Annotated in this window: 14 protein-coding genes; 3 read left to right on the top strand and 11 right to left on the bottom strand. The window is 63.8% G+C overall.

All coding sequences use genetic code 11. From position 1 onward, the window contains the following. The first annotated feature begins 110 nt into the window (after nt 1-110). Nucleotides 111-1,667 carry a lysine--tRNA ligase gene (gene lysS / locus G5S42_RS18880; protein ID WP_217709919.1) on the top strand — a complete coding sequence of 519 codons (1,557 nt, stop codon included), beginning with the start codon at nt 111-113 and terminating at the stop codon, nt 1,665-1,667. Between the two features lie 344 nt (nt 1,668-2,011). Then, the gene (locus G5S42_RS18875; protein WP_176108197.1) at nt 2,012-2,761 is read left to right on the top strand and encodes a glycine zipper 2TM domain-containing protein; all 750 of its coding nucleotides are present in this window, start codon (nt 2,012-2,014) and stop codon (nt 2,759-2,761) included. Between the two features lie 111 nt (nt 2,762-2,872). On the opposite strand, the gene iscX is transcribed toward G5S42_RS18875, so the two are convergent. The 10 genes from iscX to G5S42_RS18825 form a co-directional block, all read right to left on the bottom strand. Beyond that, the gene (gene iscX / locus G5S42_RS18870; protein WP_008922031.1) at nt 2,873-3,070 is read right to left on the bottom strand and encodes a Fe-S cluster assembly protein IscX; all 198 of its coding nucleotides are present in this window, start codon (nt 3,068-3,070) and stop codon (nt 2,873-2,875) included. A gap of 15 nt (nt 3,071-3,085) precedes the next feature. Then, nucleotides 3,086-3,427 (bottom strand): ISC system 2Fe-2S type ferredoxin, encoded by a 342-nt coding sequence (gene fdx / locus G5S42_RS18865; RefSeq protein ID WP_176108196.1) that lies wholly within the window; start codon nt 3,425-3,427, stop codon nt 3,086-3,088. A gap of 146 nt (nt 3,428-3,573) precedes the next feature. Continuing rightward, nucleotides 3,574-5,445, bottom strand: coding sequence for a Fe-S protein assembly chaperone HscA (gene hscA / locus G5S42_RS18860; RefSeq protein ID WP_176108195.1), 1,872 nt, complete (start codon nt 5,443-5,445; stop codon nt 3,574-3,576). A gap of 181 nt (nt 5,446-5,626) precedes the next feature. Further along, nucleotides 5,627-6,154: a Fe-S protein assembly co-chaperone HscB gene (gene hscB / locus G5S42_RS18855; protein ID WP_176108194.1), complete on the bottom strand. Its 528-nt coding sequence runs from the start codon at nt 6,152-6,154 to the stop codon at nt 5,627-5,629. A 138-nt stretch (nt 6,155-6,292) separates the two neighbouring features. Beyond that, nucleotides 6,293-6,616: an iron-sulfur cluster assembly protein IscA gene (gene iscA, locus G5S42_RS18850; RefSeq protein ID WP_129959361.1), complete on the bottom strand. Its 324-nt coding sequence runs from the start codon at nt 6,614-6,616 to the stop codon at nt 6,293-6,295. Between the two features lie 81 nt (nt 6,617-6,697). Beyond that, a complete protein-coding gene (gene iscU, locus G5S42_RS18845; RefSeq protein ID WP_013089817.1) occupies nt 6,698-7,111 on the bottom strand; it encodes a Fe-S cluster assembly scaffold IscU in 414 nt (137 codons plus the stop codon). Nucleotides 7,112-7,183: 72 nt separating this feature from the next. Beyond that, nucleotides 7,184-8,407 (bottom strand): IscS subfamily cysteine desulfurase, encoded by a 1,224-nt coding sequence (locus G5S42_RS18840; protein ID WP_176108193.1) that lies wholly within the window; start codon nt 8,405-8,407, stop codon nt 7,184-7,186. An 83-nt stretch (nt 8,408-8,490) separates the two neighbouring features. Further along, nucleotides 8,491-9,021: a Fe-S cluster assembly transcriptional regulator IscR gene (gene iscR, locus G5S42_RS18835; protein WP_013089819.1), complete on the bottom strand. Its 531-nt coding sequence runs from the start codon at nt 9,019-9,021 to the stop codon at nt 8,491-8,493. A gap of 198 nt (nt 9,022-9,219) precedes the next feature. After that, nucleotides 9,220-9,717: a low molecular weight protein-tyrosine-phosphatase gene (locus tag G5S42_RS18830; protein WP_176108192.1), complete on the bottom strand. Its 498-nt coding sequence runs from the start codon at nt 9,715-9,717 to the stop codon at nt 9,220-9,222. Between the two features lie 67 nt (nt 9,718-9,784). Continuing rightward, nucleotides 9,785-10,078 (bottom strand): hypothetical protein, encoded by a 294-nt coding sequence (locus tag G5S42_RS18825; protein ID WP_246392034.1) that lies wholly within the window; start codon nt 10,076-10,078, stop codon nt 9,785-9,787. A 276-nt stretch (nt 10,079-10,354) separates the two neighbouring features. Between G5S42_RS18825 and G5S42_RS18820 the strand changes: the two genes are divergently transcribed. Continuing rightward, complete coding sequence (locus G5S42_RS18820) at nt 10,355-10,855, top strand: hypothetical protein (protein WP_176108191.1); 501 nt, start codon at nt 10,355-10,357, stop codon at nt 10,853-10,855. Between the two features lie 90 nt (nt 10,856-10,945). Here G5S42_RS18820 and G5S42_RS18815 read toward each other — a convergent pair whose 3' ends face one another. Continuing rightward, a complete protein-coding gene (locus G5S42_RS18815; RefSeq protein ID WP_176108190.1) occupies nt 10,946-12,361 on the bottom strand; it encodes a lactate utilization protein B in 1,416 nt (471 codons plus the stop codon). Nucleotides 12,362-12,455: the final 94 nt, after the last annotated feature.

Genomic DNA, 12,455 nt, shown 5'->3' with positions numbered 1-12,455 from the left:
GCTTCTAGCTGTCTCTTTGCCGTTTTTTCAGTACCGCCTGAGGTTTCTACACTGACTGGCTTCCCGCTTTGCGGCGCACGCCGCGGCGGGCCACCGAATACCAAATCATCATGACTGAACCGACCCAGCCGAATGCGGCCCAGCGGAATGCCGCCCAGCCGACTGTCGTGCCCGAAGTGGACGACAACAAGATCATCGCCGAACGCCGCGAAAAGCTGCGCGAGCTGCGTGAGCAAGGCGTCGCCTATCCGAACGATTTCCGTCCCACGCACCACGCCGAAGATCTGCAGTCGCAGTACGAGCACGCCGACAAGGAAGCGCTCGAAGCGAATCCGCTCGAAGTCGCGATCGCCGGCCGCATGATGCTCAAACGCGTGATGGGCAAGGCGAGCTTCGCGACCGTGCGCGATGGCTCGGGTCAGATCCAGTTCTTCATCACGCCAGCCGACGTGGGCCAGGAAACCTACGACGCGTTCAAGAAGTGGGACATGGGCGACATCGTCGCCGCGCGCGGCGTGCTGTTCCGCACCAACAAGGGCGAGCTGTCGGTCCGCTGCACGGAGCTGCGTCTGCTGTCGAAGTCGCTGCGTCCGCTGCCGGACAAGTTCCACGGTCTCGCCGACCAGGAAATGAAGTACCGCCAGCGCTATGTCGATCTGATCGTCACGCCGGAGACGCGCCGCACGTTCCTCGCACGCACCAAGGCGATTTCGTCGATCCGCAAGTACATGGCCGACGCGAATTTCATGGAAGTCGAAACGCCGATGCTGCACCCGATTCCGGGCGGCGCGGCAGCCAAGCCGTTCTCGACGCACCACAACGCGCTCGACATGCAGATGTTCCTGCGCATCGCGCCGGAGCTGTATCTGAAGCGTCTGGTGGTGGGCGGCTTCGAGCGTGTGTTCGAAATCAATCGTAACTTCCGCAACGAGGGCGTGTCCGTGCGCCACAACCCGGAATTCACGATGATCGAGTTCTACGCGGCCTACACCGACTACAAGTGGCTGATGGACTTCACCGAGCAGTTGATTCGCCAGGCCGCGATCGATGCGCTCGGCGCGGCCACGATCACCTATCAGGGACGCGAGCTCGATCTGTCGAAGCCGTTCCATCGCCTCACGATCACGCAGGCGATCCAGAAATACGCGCCGCAATACACGAACGAGCAGCTCGCCGACAGCACGTTCCTGCGCGCCGAACTGAAGAAGTTCGGCGTCGATGCCTCGCAGCCGCAGTTCCTGAACGCGGGCATTGGCTCGCTGCAGCTGGCGCTGTTCGAAGAGACCGCCGAGTCGCAACTGTGGGAGCCGACCTACATCATCGACTACCCGATCGAGGTGTCGCCGCTCGCGCGTGCGTCGGACAAGGTGGAAGGCATCACCGAGCGTTTCGAGCTGTTCATCACCGGCCGCGAAATCGCCAACGGTTTCTCCGAGCTGAACGATCCGGAAGATCAGGCCGCGCGCTTCAGGAAGCAGGTCGATCAGAAGGACGCCGGCGACGAGGAAGCGATGTTCTACGACGCGGACTACATCCGCGCGCTCGAATACGGCATGCCGCCGGCGGGTGGCTGCGGTATCGGCATCGACCGTCTGGTGATGATGCTGACCGATAGCCCGAGCATCCGCGACGTGATTCTGTTCCCGCATCTGCGTCGCGAAGATTGAGCGACGCGAAGCGCGAGTAGGCGTTGCGCTTCGCGTGCAATGTGATGGTTTTGAAGAGCGCCCGGTCGATGCCGGGCGTTTTTTTATGCGCGTTTTCGCTTGGCGGGACCGGTTTCTGCGAGCGGTCGTTTTGTAACCGGCGGTAAAAGCCGCGCCAGTGCGCGCAAGTCGCCGTGGTCGCAACGGTCTTGAAAGCTTGCTGACACAAGGCGCGCCGCGCAGAGGCCACCGGCCCACGCCCGAAGCCGCCATCGAGCCGGTTACAAATGGAAACGCTGCCGGGATCGAATTGCCCGACACTCAGTCTCATAGCCAGTCGGCTCTGTCAGAAGTGGAGGCCCCACATGGACACCCCTACTCATCAACCCACGCAGCCACGTCGTCTTCATCCGTTGATCGCGGTTGCCGCCGGCGCGGTGCTCGTTGCAAGTCTCGTCGCTACCGCCGCGATCACCGGCGTGTTCCCGAAGGCGTCGGGCAACGGCGCACAGAACGATCAGACACAGGCCGCGCAGGTCAGCACGCAAGTGCCGGGCGTCGTCGATTCGGCCGCACCGGTCAATCCATCCGCGCAACAGCAGCAGGTTCAGGCTCAGCAAGCTGCGCAGCCCGCCCCAGCCCCGGCCCCCGCTCCGGCGCAGCAACAGCAGTACGCGCAGCAGCAACAGGCGCCGGCCGCACCTCAGGCGCAGTACGCGCAACAACCCGGGCCGCAAGCAGCGCCCCAGTACGCGCAGCAGCCGGCGCCACAAGCCGCTCATTGCTCGACTTGCGGCACGGTCGTCGCGATCTCGGCGGTTCGGCATGAAGGACATGGCACCGGTATTGGCGCGGTCGGCGGCGCGGTGGCCGGTGGCGTCGTCGGCAACCAGTTCGGGGCCGGCGGCGGGCGTACCGCGATGACGCTGCTCGGCGCGCTCGGCGGCGGGCTCGCCGGCAACTCGGTCGAAAAACATTTGCGCAGCACCACGTCGTATTCGGTGCGCGTGCACATGGAAGACGGCAAGACGCGCTACTTCACCTATCACGAGGCGCCGCCGTTCCACGACGGCGAGCGCGTGCGCGTCCAGAACGGCGGTCTCGTCGCCGACTGAGATCGGCCGCGTCACTCTGGCGCGCCACTCCCGTCAACGCAGCCATGAAAAAGGGCGATTCCATCGGAATCGCCCTTTCTTTGCAGTTCATGAACCAGTTCGAATGCGCGTTCAATAATCCGCGTCTTCGATCCACGCCGCCTGAATCGCTTCGAGGATCTTTTCGCTGGAGCGGTTCGGATCGTCGTCGAAGCCTTCGAGCTCCATCACCCAGCGATGCAGGTCGGTGAAACGCACCTGCTGCGGATCGACATCCTGATGCTTGTCGGTCAGAGCCATCGCGATTTCTTGCGTATCGGTCCACTTCATGGCGGCGCCCTCCTGTTAGTGGTTTTCCTTCGCGTGATTGATCGAGTAACGCGGAATTTCGACGACCAGATCCTGCTCGTCCGGCATGATCGCCTGGCACGACAGGCGCGAAGCCGGTTCGAGCCCCCATGCCTTGTCCAACAGATCGTCCTCGTCTTCCTCGGACGGCGTCAAGGCGGCGAAACCCTCACGCACGATCACGTGACAGGTCGTGCATGCGCACGACTTCTCGCACGCATGCTCGATTTCGATACCGTTATCGAGCAGGTTGTCGCAGATGCTCTTGCCGGGAACGGCGTCGATCAGCGCGCCTTCCGGGCACAGTTCGACGTGAGGCAGCACAACGATTTGAGGCATACAGTTTCCGTTTGGGTCTGAGGCACAGCGGCTGCCAGCAATGCCGCGTGCAGGCTCCGTACCATTTTACTGGCGCCGCGCGGACTTTTTAAGTCCAGCCGGCGCGCTCCGGTGATTCGTGCGACGTTCGCGGTTCGTTCGCCCGTTCAGATCTCGTCGAGCTTGCGGCCCGACAGCGCGCGGCGAATCCCCTTGTTCATGCGGCGCGCGGCGAATTCGTCGGTGCCTTCGGCGAGCGCCTTCGTCGCGGCTTCGATCGCGCCGACGTCCTCGCCCGGGGCGACGTTGCGCAGCGCGGCGAGCAGCGTGTCGAGTTCGGCGCGTTCACTGTCGTCGAGCAGCTCGGCGTCGGCGGCGAGCGCCGCGTCGGTCGCTTCGACGAGACGCTGCGCTTCGACCTGCGCCTCGCGCAGAGCGCGCGCCCGCATATCGATTTCAGCGGTCGAAAAGCTGTCTTCGAGCATGCGCGCGATGTCGTCATCGGCGAGCCCATACGAAGGCTTCACGACGACCGACGCCTCCACGCCCGACGCGAGCTCGCGCGCGAACACGGACAGCAGGCCGTCGGCGTCGACCTGATAGGTCACGCGAATGCGCGCGGCGCCCGCGGCCATCGGCGGAATGCCGCGCAGCTCGAAGCGCGCGAGCGAACGGCAATCGCTGACGAGCTCGCGCTCGCCCTGGACGACGTGAATCGCCATCGCGGTCTGACCGTCCTTGAAGGTCGTGAAATCCTGCGCGCGCGCGACTGGAATCGTCGAGTTGCGCGGAATGATCTTCTCGGTGAGACCACCCATCGTCTCGACGCCGAGTGACAGCGGAATCACGTCGAGCAGCAGCCACTCGTCGCCTTCCGCGCCGCGATTGCCGGCCAGCAGATCGGCCTGGATGGCCGCGCCGAGCGCGACGACCTGGTCCGGATCGAGATTGACGAGCGGCGCCTGGCCGAAGAACGCCTCGACCGCGCGGCGGATCACCGGCATGCGCGTCGCGCCGCCAACCAGCACGACACCCTTGATCTCCTTCGTGGTGACCTTCGCGTCGCGCAGCGCCTTCTTCGTCGGACCCAGCGTGCGTTGCACCAGCTCGGCCGTGATGGTCTCGAAAGTGGCTTCGTCGATCGTCAGATCGAGCGCGGTGCCGTTGGAAAGCGCGAGCTTGAGATCAGCCTGCGGCGCGCTCGACAACGCCTCCTTGGCCTCGCGCACGCTATCGAGCAGCAGGCGCACGTCGTGCGGCGCGAGCGTCTGCGGCGCGATGCCGGCCTGTTCGAGCACATGGCGGTACAGCGCATGATCGAAGTCGTCGCCGCCGAGCGCGGAATCGCCGCCCGCCGCCAGCACTTCGAACACGCCCTTGGTGAGCTTAAGAATGGACAAGTCGAAGGTGCCGCCGCCGAGGTCGTAGACCGCGTACAGACCTTCGGCGCCGTTGTCGAGACCGTAGGCGATCGCGGCCGCGGTCGGTTCGTTCAGCAGACGCAGCACGTTCAGCCCCGCGAGGCGCGCGGCGTCTTTCGTCGCCTGGCGCTGCGCTTCGTCGAAGTATGCGGGCACCGTGATCACCGCGCCGACCAGTTCGTCGCCGAGCGTGTCTTCGGCGCGCTGGCGCAGCGTCGCGAGAATTTCAGCCGATACTTCCACCGGGCTCTTCACGCCGTCCACAGTACGGATCTGCACCATGCCGGGTGCATCGATGAAGTCGTACGGCGCGTTTTCGGCGCCCTCCACCTCGGCCTTGCCGCGGCCCATGAAGCGCTTGACCGACACGATCGTGTTGCGCGGGTCGCTGGCGGCCTCGGCCTTCGCCCGGCGGCCGATGCGACGGCCGCCCTGTTCCAGGTAGCGCACCACCGAGGGCAGCAGCACGTGCCCGTCTTCGTCGGGCAGCACATCGGGCAGGCCGCTGCGCACGGCGGCGACGAGGGAGTTGGTGGTGCCGAGATCGATACCGACCGCCAGACGCCGCTGGTGAGGCGCCGGTGCCATGCCGGGTTCGGAGATTTGCAGTAAGGCCATCTGGATCTTCTCGGGGACGTTGTGCCCCGTCCTGAATGTTCGCGTTGCTGGGGGTGATGCCACGGCTCGCGGCCGCTCTGGTTTTTGTTTGTCGCTTGCTACATCGCTGCCTGCCGGTGCTGCTTCGGCGTGTTGCTGCTTGCCGGCGCCGCGCTTTTTGCGCGCGCCGCACGAAACCGGGCTAGCCTTCGAGCCGCTCGATCTGCGCGTCGATTTCCGACGCGACGCGTTCGATGAACATCATCTGCCGCACCGCCTCGGCCGCCGCCTGATTCGCACCGCTATCGAGCGATGCGCCGAGCTTGTCGAAGCGCTGACGTTCCTCGTCGCGCAACTCGATGAGCAACGCGTCGAGCGCGTCGACGTTCTTCGCCGCGGCCGCGTCCTCGATGTTCTCGCGCCACTCCATCTGCTGCATCAGGAACGCGGGCTCCATCGCCGTGTTGTTCTCCGCGCCGACGTTGATGCCGCGCAGCGACAGCAGATAGGTCGCGCGCTTGAGCGGATCGCGCAGCGTCTGATACGCCTCGTTCGCGCGCGTCGCCCATTGCATCGCGATACGCTTTTGCGCATCGCCGGCCGCCGCGAAGCGGTCCGGATGCACCTGCGCCTGCACGGTGCGGTACGCGTGATCGAGCGTGCTCGCGTCGAGCGCGAATTGCGCCGGCAGACCAAACAGATCGAAGTGGCTGTCGTTCAGCGATGCCATCGGATGAAAGTCCGTTGATGAAAACCTGGTGTGGAAACGTTGGGCCGTGTCAGGCGTGAGCGCTTCACGCGCGCACGGATCAAACTAAAAAGGCGGCCCGCGCCGCCTTTGATCCGCCGCACGCGGAAAGTAACGAATCTAGACTCGGAACGACTCGCCGCAGCCGCATTCGTCTTTCACGTTCGGGTTGTTGAACTTGAAGCCTTCGTTCAGCCCTTCGCGCGCGAAGTCGAGCTCCGTGCCGTCGATATACGCGAGACTCTTCGGGTCGACCACGACCTTCACGCCGCCTGTCTCGAACACCTGATCTTCCGGCGCGAGTTCGTCCACGTACTCGAGCTTGTAGGCGAGGCCCGAGCAACCGGTGGTGCGCACGCCGACGCGCAACCCAATGCCTTTACCACGGCGGGTCAGATACTTCTGGACGTGCTGTGCTGCCTTTTCGGTCAACGTAATTGCCATAACGTTTCTCAGTTGCCGGTGTGCTTGGCGCGCGTGTTCGCGCCGCGCTCACCGGTCGCTTCGTTCTTACCTTGTTGCTGCTCAGGCGGCCTTGCCGTCTTCGGCGACCGCCGCTTCGCCGTGGCGCTGCTTGTAGTCGGCGACTGCTGCCTTGATCGCATCTTCCGCGAGGATCGAGCAGTGGATCTTCACCGGCGGCAGTGCCAGTTCTTCGGCGATCTGCGTGTTCTTGATCGACATGGCCTGGTCTAGCGTCTTGCCCTTCACCCACTCGGTGACGAGCGAGCTCGACGCAATGGCGGAGCCGCAGCCGTAGGTCTTGAACTTCGCGTCTTCGATGATGCCGTCCGCGCCGACGCGGATCTGCAGTTTCATCACGTCGCCGCAGGCCGGCGCACCGACCATGCCGGTACCGACCGTGTCGTCGTCCTTGGCGAAGGAACCGACGTTGCGCGGGTTTTCGTAGTGGTCGAGGACCTTGTCGCTATAAGCCATGATTACACTCCTTGATTCGTTTCAACCTGCAATCCGATGAACGTTCGATGTCGGTTTCGTTCAGCGGGCGCGTCAGTGCGCGGCCCACTGGATGGTCGACAGATCGATGCCGTCCTTGTGCATTTCCCACAGCGGCGACAAATCGCGCAGCTTGGAAATCTTCGTCTTCAGCAGGTTGATCACGTAGTCGATTTCCTGCTCGGTCGTGAAGCGTCCCACCGTGAAGCGGATCGAGCTGTGCGCCAGTTCGTCGTTGCGGCCGAGCGCGCGCAGCACGTACGACGGCTCCAGCGACGCCGACGTGCACGCCGAACCCGACGACACCGCGACGTCCTTCACCGCCATGATCAGCGATTCGCCTTCGACGAAATTGAAGCTGATGTTCAGGTTGTGCGGCACACGCTTTTCCATGTCGCCGTTCACATACACTTCCTCGATTTCCGACAAGCCTTTGAGCAAACGGTCACGCAGCATGCGGATGCGCTCGTTTTCGGTCGCCATCTCTTCACGCGCGATACGGAACGCTTCGCCCATGCCGACGATCTGGTGCGTCGCGAGCGTGCCCGAACGCATACCGCGCTCGTGGCCGCCGCCGTGCATCTGCGCCTCGATCCGGATGCGCGGCTTGCGACGCACGTACAGCGCGCCGATGCCCTTCGGGCCGTAGGTCTTGTGAGCCGAGAACGACATCAGGTCGACCTTCAGCTTCTGCAGATCGATCTGGATCTTGCCGGTGGCCTGCGCCGCGTCGACGTGGAAAATGATGCCCTTTTCACGCGTGATCTCGCCGATCGCCTCGATGTCCTGGATCACGCCGATCTCGTTGTTGACCGACATCACCGACACCAGAATCGTGTCCGGGCGCAGCGCCGCCTTGAATGCGTCGAGGTCGATCAGACCGTCGTCCTTGACATCCAGATAGGTGACTTCGAAGCCTTCTCGCTCGAGTTCGCGGGTGGTGTCCAGCACGGCCTTGTGCTCGGTCTTCACCGTGACGATGTGCTTGCCCTTGCTCTTGTAGAAGTGCGCGGCACCTTTCAGAGCGAGGTTGTCCGACTCCGTCGCACCCGAGGTCCAGATGATTTCGCGCGGATCGGCGTTCACGAGCGCTGCGACCTGCTCGCGCGCTTCCTCGACCGCGCGTTCGGCGTTCCAGCCATAAGCGTGGCTACGCGACGCGGGGTTACCGAACTGTTCACGCAGATACGGGATCATCTTGTCCACCACACGCGGATCGATCGGCGTCGTGGCGCTGTAGTCCATGTAGATGGGCAGATGGAGAGAGTCGTTGTTCATCAATTGCTCCGGGGACGTCATGTGCTCTGGCTTCTGAATTCGATATGGGGCTGCGGCGAAGGATTTTTATCGCGTGCCGCGCTTCACGAACCGGCCATGTTGAAAACGGAATTGGGACCCTTGGGCGCCACGCGGACGGGTTCGACCGCCGGCGCGTCGCTGCGCCTGTCGCGCAGCACCGCCGGCGCGCCTTCGCGCGAACGCTGCTGGTCGACCAGATCCTTTAGCGAAACCGAATCGAGGTATTCGACCATTTTCTGGTTCAGCGTCGACCACAGCTCATGCGTCATGCAGTGGCCATCGTGCTGCTTGGTGCCTTCGCACGTGCCCTTGCCGCCGCACTGGGTGGCGTCGAGCGGCTCGTCGACCGCGATGATGATGTCGGCCACCGTCACCTCCTCGGCACGGCGCGCGAGATTGTAGCCACCGCCCGGTCCGCGCACGGACTCGACGATTTCATGACGGCGCAGCTTGCCAAACAGCTGCTCGAGATACGACAGGGAGATGTGTTGGCGCTGGCTGATACCCGCAAGCGTCACCGGGCCCTGCTCCTGGCGCAACGCCAGGTCGATCATCGCCGTGACGGCGAAACGGCCTTTCGTGGTGAGTCTCATATGATGTGGGAACCGCAATTCTCGACAAGTTTTGTCAAGTATAAATACATGACCGATTTAGTCAAGTATGGGCGGCAAATTTTGTGTCATCTGCTTAATTGATCACCATACTTCGACGCCAGATTCATATGCGCGGCACACGCGGCATGAGGCTGCCGTTGTCACCCGAGGCATTCGCCCGCGCTCTTCGCCCGATACCTACGCGAGCAACTGCGGGCGCAGCGCGGCGATCAGCCCGCGGCAGGCTGCTTCGCACTGATCGAGCACCAACTCGAAGCCTTCCGCGCCGCCGAAATACGGATCGACGACCTCTCGCGCGCCGCTCCAGCGGCCATCCGACTCCGGCACGAACTCCATCAGCAGACGGATCTTGTCACGCTGAGAAGGCGGACACAGTTGCCGCAACGCGGCGACGTTGCGGTCGTCCATTGCAATCAGCAGATCGAAGCGCTCGAAGTCCGCGACCGTGATCTGTCGGCCGCGCAGCGCGTCGAGGGCATAGCCGCGCTGGCGCGCCGCGTGTTGTGCGCGTTCGTCGGGCGGCGCGCCGATGTGCCAATCGCCGGTGCCGGCCGAATCGATCAGAATGCGATCCGCGAGCTTTGCCTCGTCGACCAGATGACGCATCACGCCCTCCGCCGTCGGTGAACGGCAGATATTCCCGAGGCAAACGAAACAGATGGACACAGTTTTCATCAGGGATTCTTCGGCGCTCCAGGCGCCGCGCGTGAGGTCATCAGACAGTCAGCAGACTGCGCCGCGATTATACAAACCTCGACGGATTCGCGCCGGGCGTGGTACAGCCGCCGCGGCTGCCTACGATGCCTTCGGCCAGCGGGGTCGCCGCGGCGGCAGGCATCGGTTTAGCCGGCAATGCCGACGCTGTGTCGATCATGCCGTATGACACCGCGCGTGCGAGTTCGGCGGTCAGATGGTTGGCATCGAGCGGCATCTGCGAAGCGCGCGAAGAGGTTTGGCCGCTGACGTGCAGATAGGCGAGCACCGCGAGCGACACAACGATGGCCAGAGGCCAGTACACCGATATTGTCTTTTTCATGATGTGTTTTCCAATTAGGGGCGCATGAGCTTTTGGCCCACTATGCCCAGCCGAAATGCTATAGGAATTCACAATCAGGAAAAACCCGCGCCCAAGGGATACATCGTTGCTCGAAATGGAACAGTCAATTGACAGGTCTTCCACGAGCGATTGCGCAATCGCTGGCACGAAAAAGAAGACCTTACAAACTCATACAAAGCCGCCGCGACGGAAAGCGATAATGATGGTCTTATTCTTACATCGACATTTCTTTGCACTTGCAACTGGTCCCACAAAATGAAACACATTGCACCTCTCGCTGGCCTCGTGGCCGCCGCGCTGCTCGGCGGCTGCGCGGTCTATCCCGACGGCACGCCGATGTATGGCAACGGCTACGGCGCCTATAGCGGCTATGACGATTACGCGCCGGGCGTAGCGGTCGTGCCGCAGTCCAATGTGTACCTCGGCTACAGCGATTACGGTCCGGGACACTACTACGGCCCGCCGCCGGGCCGTGGCTTCCGCGGTCATCCGGGCGACAACGACCACGACAATCACGGCAACGATCGTGGCAACAATGGTGGCGGTCCTGGACAGCCGCACGGCGGGCCACCGCCGCAGGGCGCAGCGGGCGGTCCGCACGGCCCGAGCGGGACGAATGGCGGCCCGCGCCCCGGCGCAGGGAGCTCGCCGCCGGCGCAGCCGCAGCCGCAGCCGCAAGCAGGCAACGGCGGACGGGGCAACGAGTGGGTGAGAAATGCGCCTGCCCGTCGCCCGGGGCAACCGACGGAACATTGAGGACCGTCCGACGTCGAGCTAGTCCCGCCCACGCCCACGATGACAGCTGTGTGAGCGCGCAGCCGTCAAACCACTCCCACTGCCGCCGGCTCAGCCAATATGGCTGCGCTGCGCCGCATACAACTCCCGGAACGTACGACCCACCGGCGCCGGCATGTCGCGCGTATCGGTCCAGCCCGCGCCGCCGAGCGGCAGCTTTGCAATCGACCGGTTGCGCCCACCCATGCGCTCCAGCACGCGCACGGCGAGTTTCGTAAAGAGCGCATAGGCATCGGGATGCAGCGCGAGCCAACCCCACACCGCCAACCCGGCGCGCTCCTTCCACGGCCGCAGGTGTCGCTCCATCTGCTTTTCGCGCAGCTTGCGCAACAGGTCGGACAATGGGATACCGACCGGGCACACGCTGTTGCATTCGCCGCACAACGTTGCTGCTTGCGGCAAATCGAGCGCCTTGTCGATGCCGACATAGCTCGGCGTCAGCACCGAGCCCATCGGCCCCGGATACACCCACCCGTACGCATGTCCGCCGACCTTCTGATACACCGGGCAATGATTCATACACGCGCCGCAGCGGATGCAGCGAAGCATCTCCTGAAAGTCTCCGCCGATCAGCCCAGTTCGGCCACCGTCGACGAGCACCACGTACATATGCTCTGGCCCGTCCTGATCACCCGCGCCACGCGGCCCGGTCAGCACCGAAAAATAGTTCGAGGTGGCCTGGCCGGTTGCCGAACGCGGCAGCAGGCGCATCGCTGTCGCGAGATCCTCGAGCGTCGGCAACACCTTCTCGATGCCGGTGACAGCGACGTGCACGCGCGGCATCACCGTGCACATGCCCTCGTTGCCCTCGTTGGTCACGACCACCACCGAGCCCGTTTCCGCGATGATGAAATTGCCGCCCGTCACGCCCATGTCCGCGCTCAGAAAATGCGGCCGCAGCATCTCGCGCGCCTCGCGCGTCATCTCGGGAATCTCGGTGAGCCGCGGCCGGCCGTGGGTCTTCGCGAACAGATCGGCGATCTCGTCTTTATCCTTGTGAACGACCGGCGCGATGATGTGGCTCGGCGGCTCGTTGTCGTTGATCTGCAGGATGTATTCGCCGAGATCGGTTTCGATCGACTGCACGCCCATCTGCCCGAGCACTTCGTTCAGGCGCATTTCCTCGGTGACCATCGACTTGGTCTTGATCACCTTCTTTACGTCGTGCTTGCGCGCGATGTCGCCGACGAGCCGCGCAGCCTCCTGCGTGGTCTCCGCGAATAGCATCGTCACGCCGCGCCGGGTCGCCTCGCGCTCGAAGGTTTCGAGCCACACGTCGAGATTCTCGAGCGCGCGATTGCGACGCTCCTTGAGCGCCGCGCGGGTCGTGGGAAAGTCGATCGCGGTGATCGCGCTGGCGCGCGCCGACACGAACTTCGTAGACAGTTTGGTCAGGTTCTGCTGCAGGCGCTGGTCGGCGAGTTTCTGACCGGCGCGAGCCTTGAACTGCATCGATTGGACTTGCATGGCGGCCCTGAGGAGATCGGATTGAAAACGCGCGGCGCATCCGCGCGCGACGCAATGCGTGAAAGACGCGAGAGACGCGAGAGACGCGAGAGAC

Origin of the sequence: Paraburkholderia youngii, assembly GCF_013366925.1 — a bacterium.
Classification (GTDB): domain Bacteria; phylum Pseudomonadota; class Gammaproteobacteria; order Burkholderiales; family Burkholderiaceae; genus Paraburkholderia; species Paraburkholderia youngii.
The sequence above is the reverse complement of the archived record's forward strand: the minus strand, read 5'-3'. Positions and strand labels throughout refer to the sequence as shown.

Coding starts and splice junctions, on each gene's coding strand:
- lysS (WP_217709919.1), top strand. CDS start 111: ATGACTGAACCGACCCAGCCGAATGCGGCCCAGCGGAATGCCGCCCAG.
- G5S42_RS18820 (WP_176108191.1), top strand. CDS start 10,355: ATGAAACACATTGCACCTCTCGCTGGCCTCGTGGCCGCCGCGCTGCTC.
- G5S42_RS18875 (WP_176108197.1), top strand. CDS start 2,012: ATGGACACCCCTACTCATCAACCCACGCAGCCACGTCGTCTTCATCCG.
- G5S42_RS18830 (WP_176108192.1), bottom strand. CDS start 9,717: ATGAAAACTGTGTCCATCTGTTTCGTTTGCCTCGGGAATATCTGCCGT.
- iscA (WP_129959361.1), bottom strand. CDS start 6,616: ATGGCAATTACGTTGACCGAAAAGGCAGCACAGCACGTCCAGAAGTAT.
- fdx (WP_176108196.1), bottom strand. CDS start 3,427: ATGCCTCAAATCGTTGTGCTGCCTCACGTCGAACTGTGCCCGGAAGGC.
- iscX (WP_008922031.1), bottom strand. CDS start 3,070: ATGAAGTGGACCGATACGCAAGAAATCGCGATGGCTCTGACCGACAAG.
- iscU (WP_013089817.1), bottom strand. CDS start 7,111: ATGGCTTATAGCGACAAGGTCCTCGACCACTACGAAAACCCGCGCAAC.
- G5S42_RS18840 (WP_176108193.1), bottom strand. CDS start 8,407: ATGAACAACGACTCTCTCCATCTGCCCATCTACATGGACTACAGCGCC.
- hscA (WP_176108195.1), bottom strand. CDS start 5,445: ATGGCCTTACTGCAAATCTCCGAACCCGGCATGGCACCGGCGCCTCAC.
- G5S42_RS18825 (WP_246392034.1), bottom strand. CDS start 10,078: ATGAAAAAGACAATATCGGTGTACTGGCCTCTGGCCATCGTTGTGTCG.
- G5S42_RS18815 (WP_176108190.1), bottom strand. CDS start 12,361: ATGCAAGTCCAATCGATGCAGTTCAAGGCTCGCGCCGGTCAGAAACTC.
- iscR (WP_013089819.1), bottom strand. CDS start 9,021: ATGAGACTCACCACGAAAGGCCGTTTCGCCGTCACGGCGATGATCGAC.
- hscB (WP_176108194.1), bottom strand. CDS start 6,154: ATGGCATCGCTGAACGACAGCCACTTCGATCTGTTTGGTCTGCCGGCG.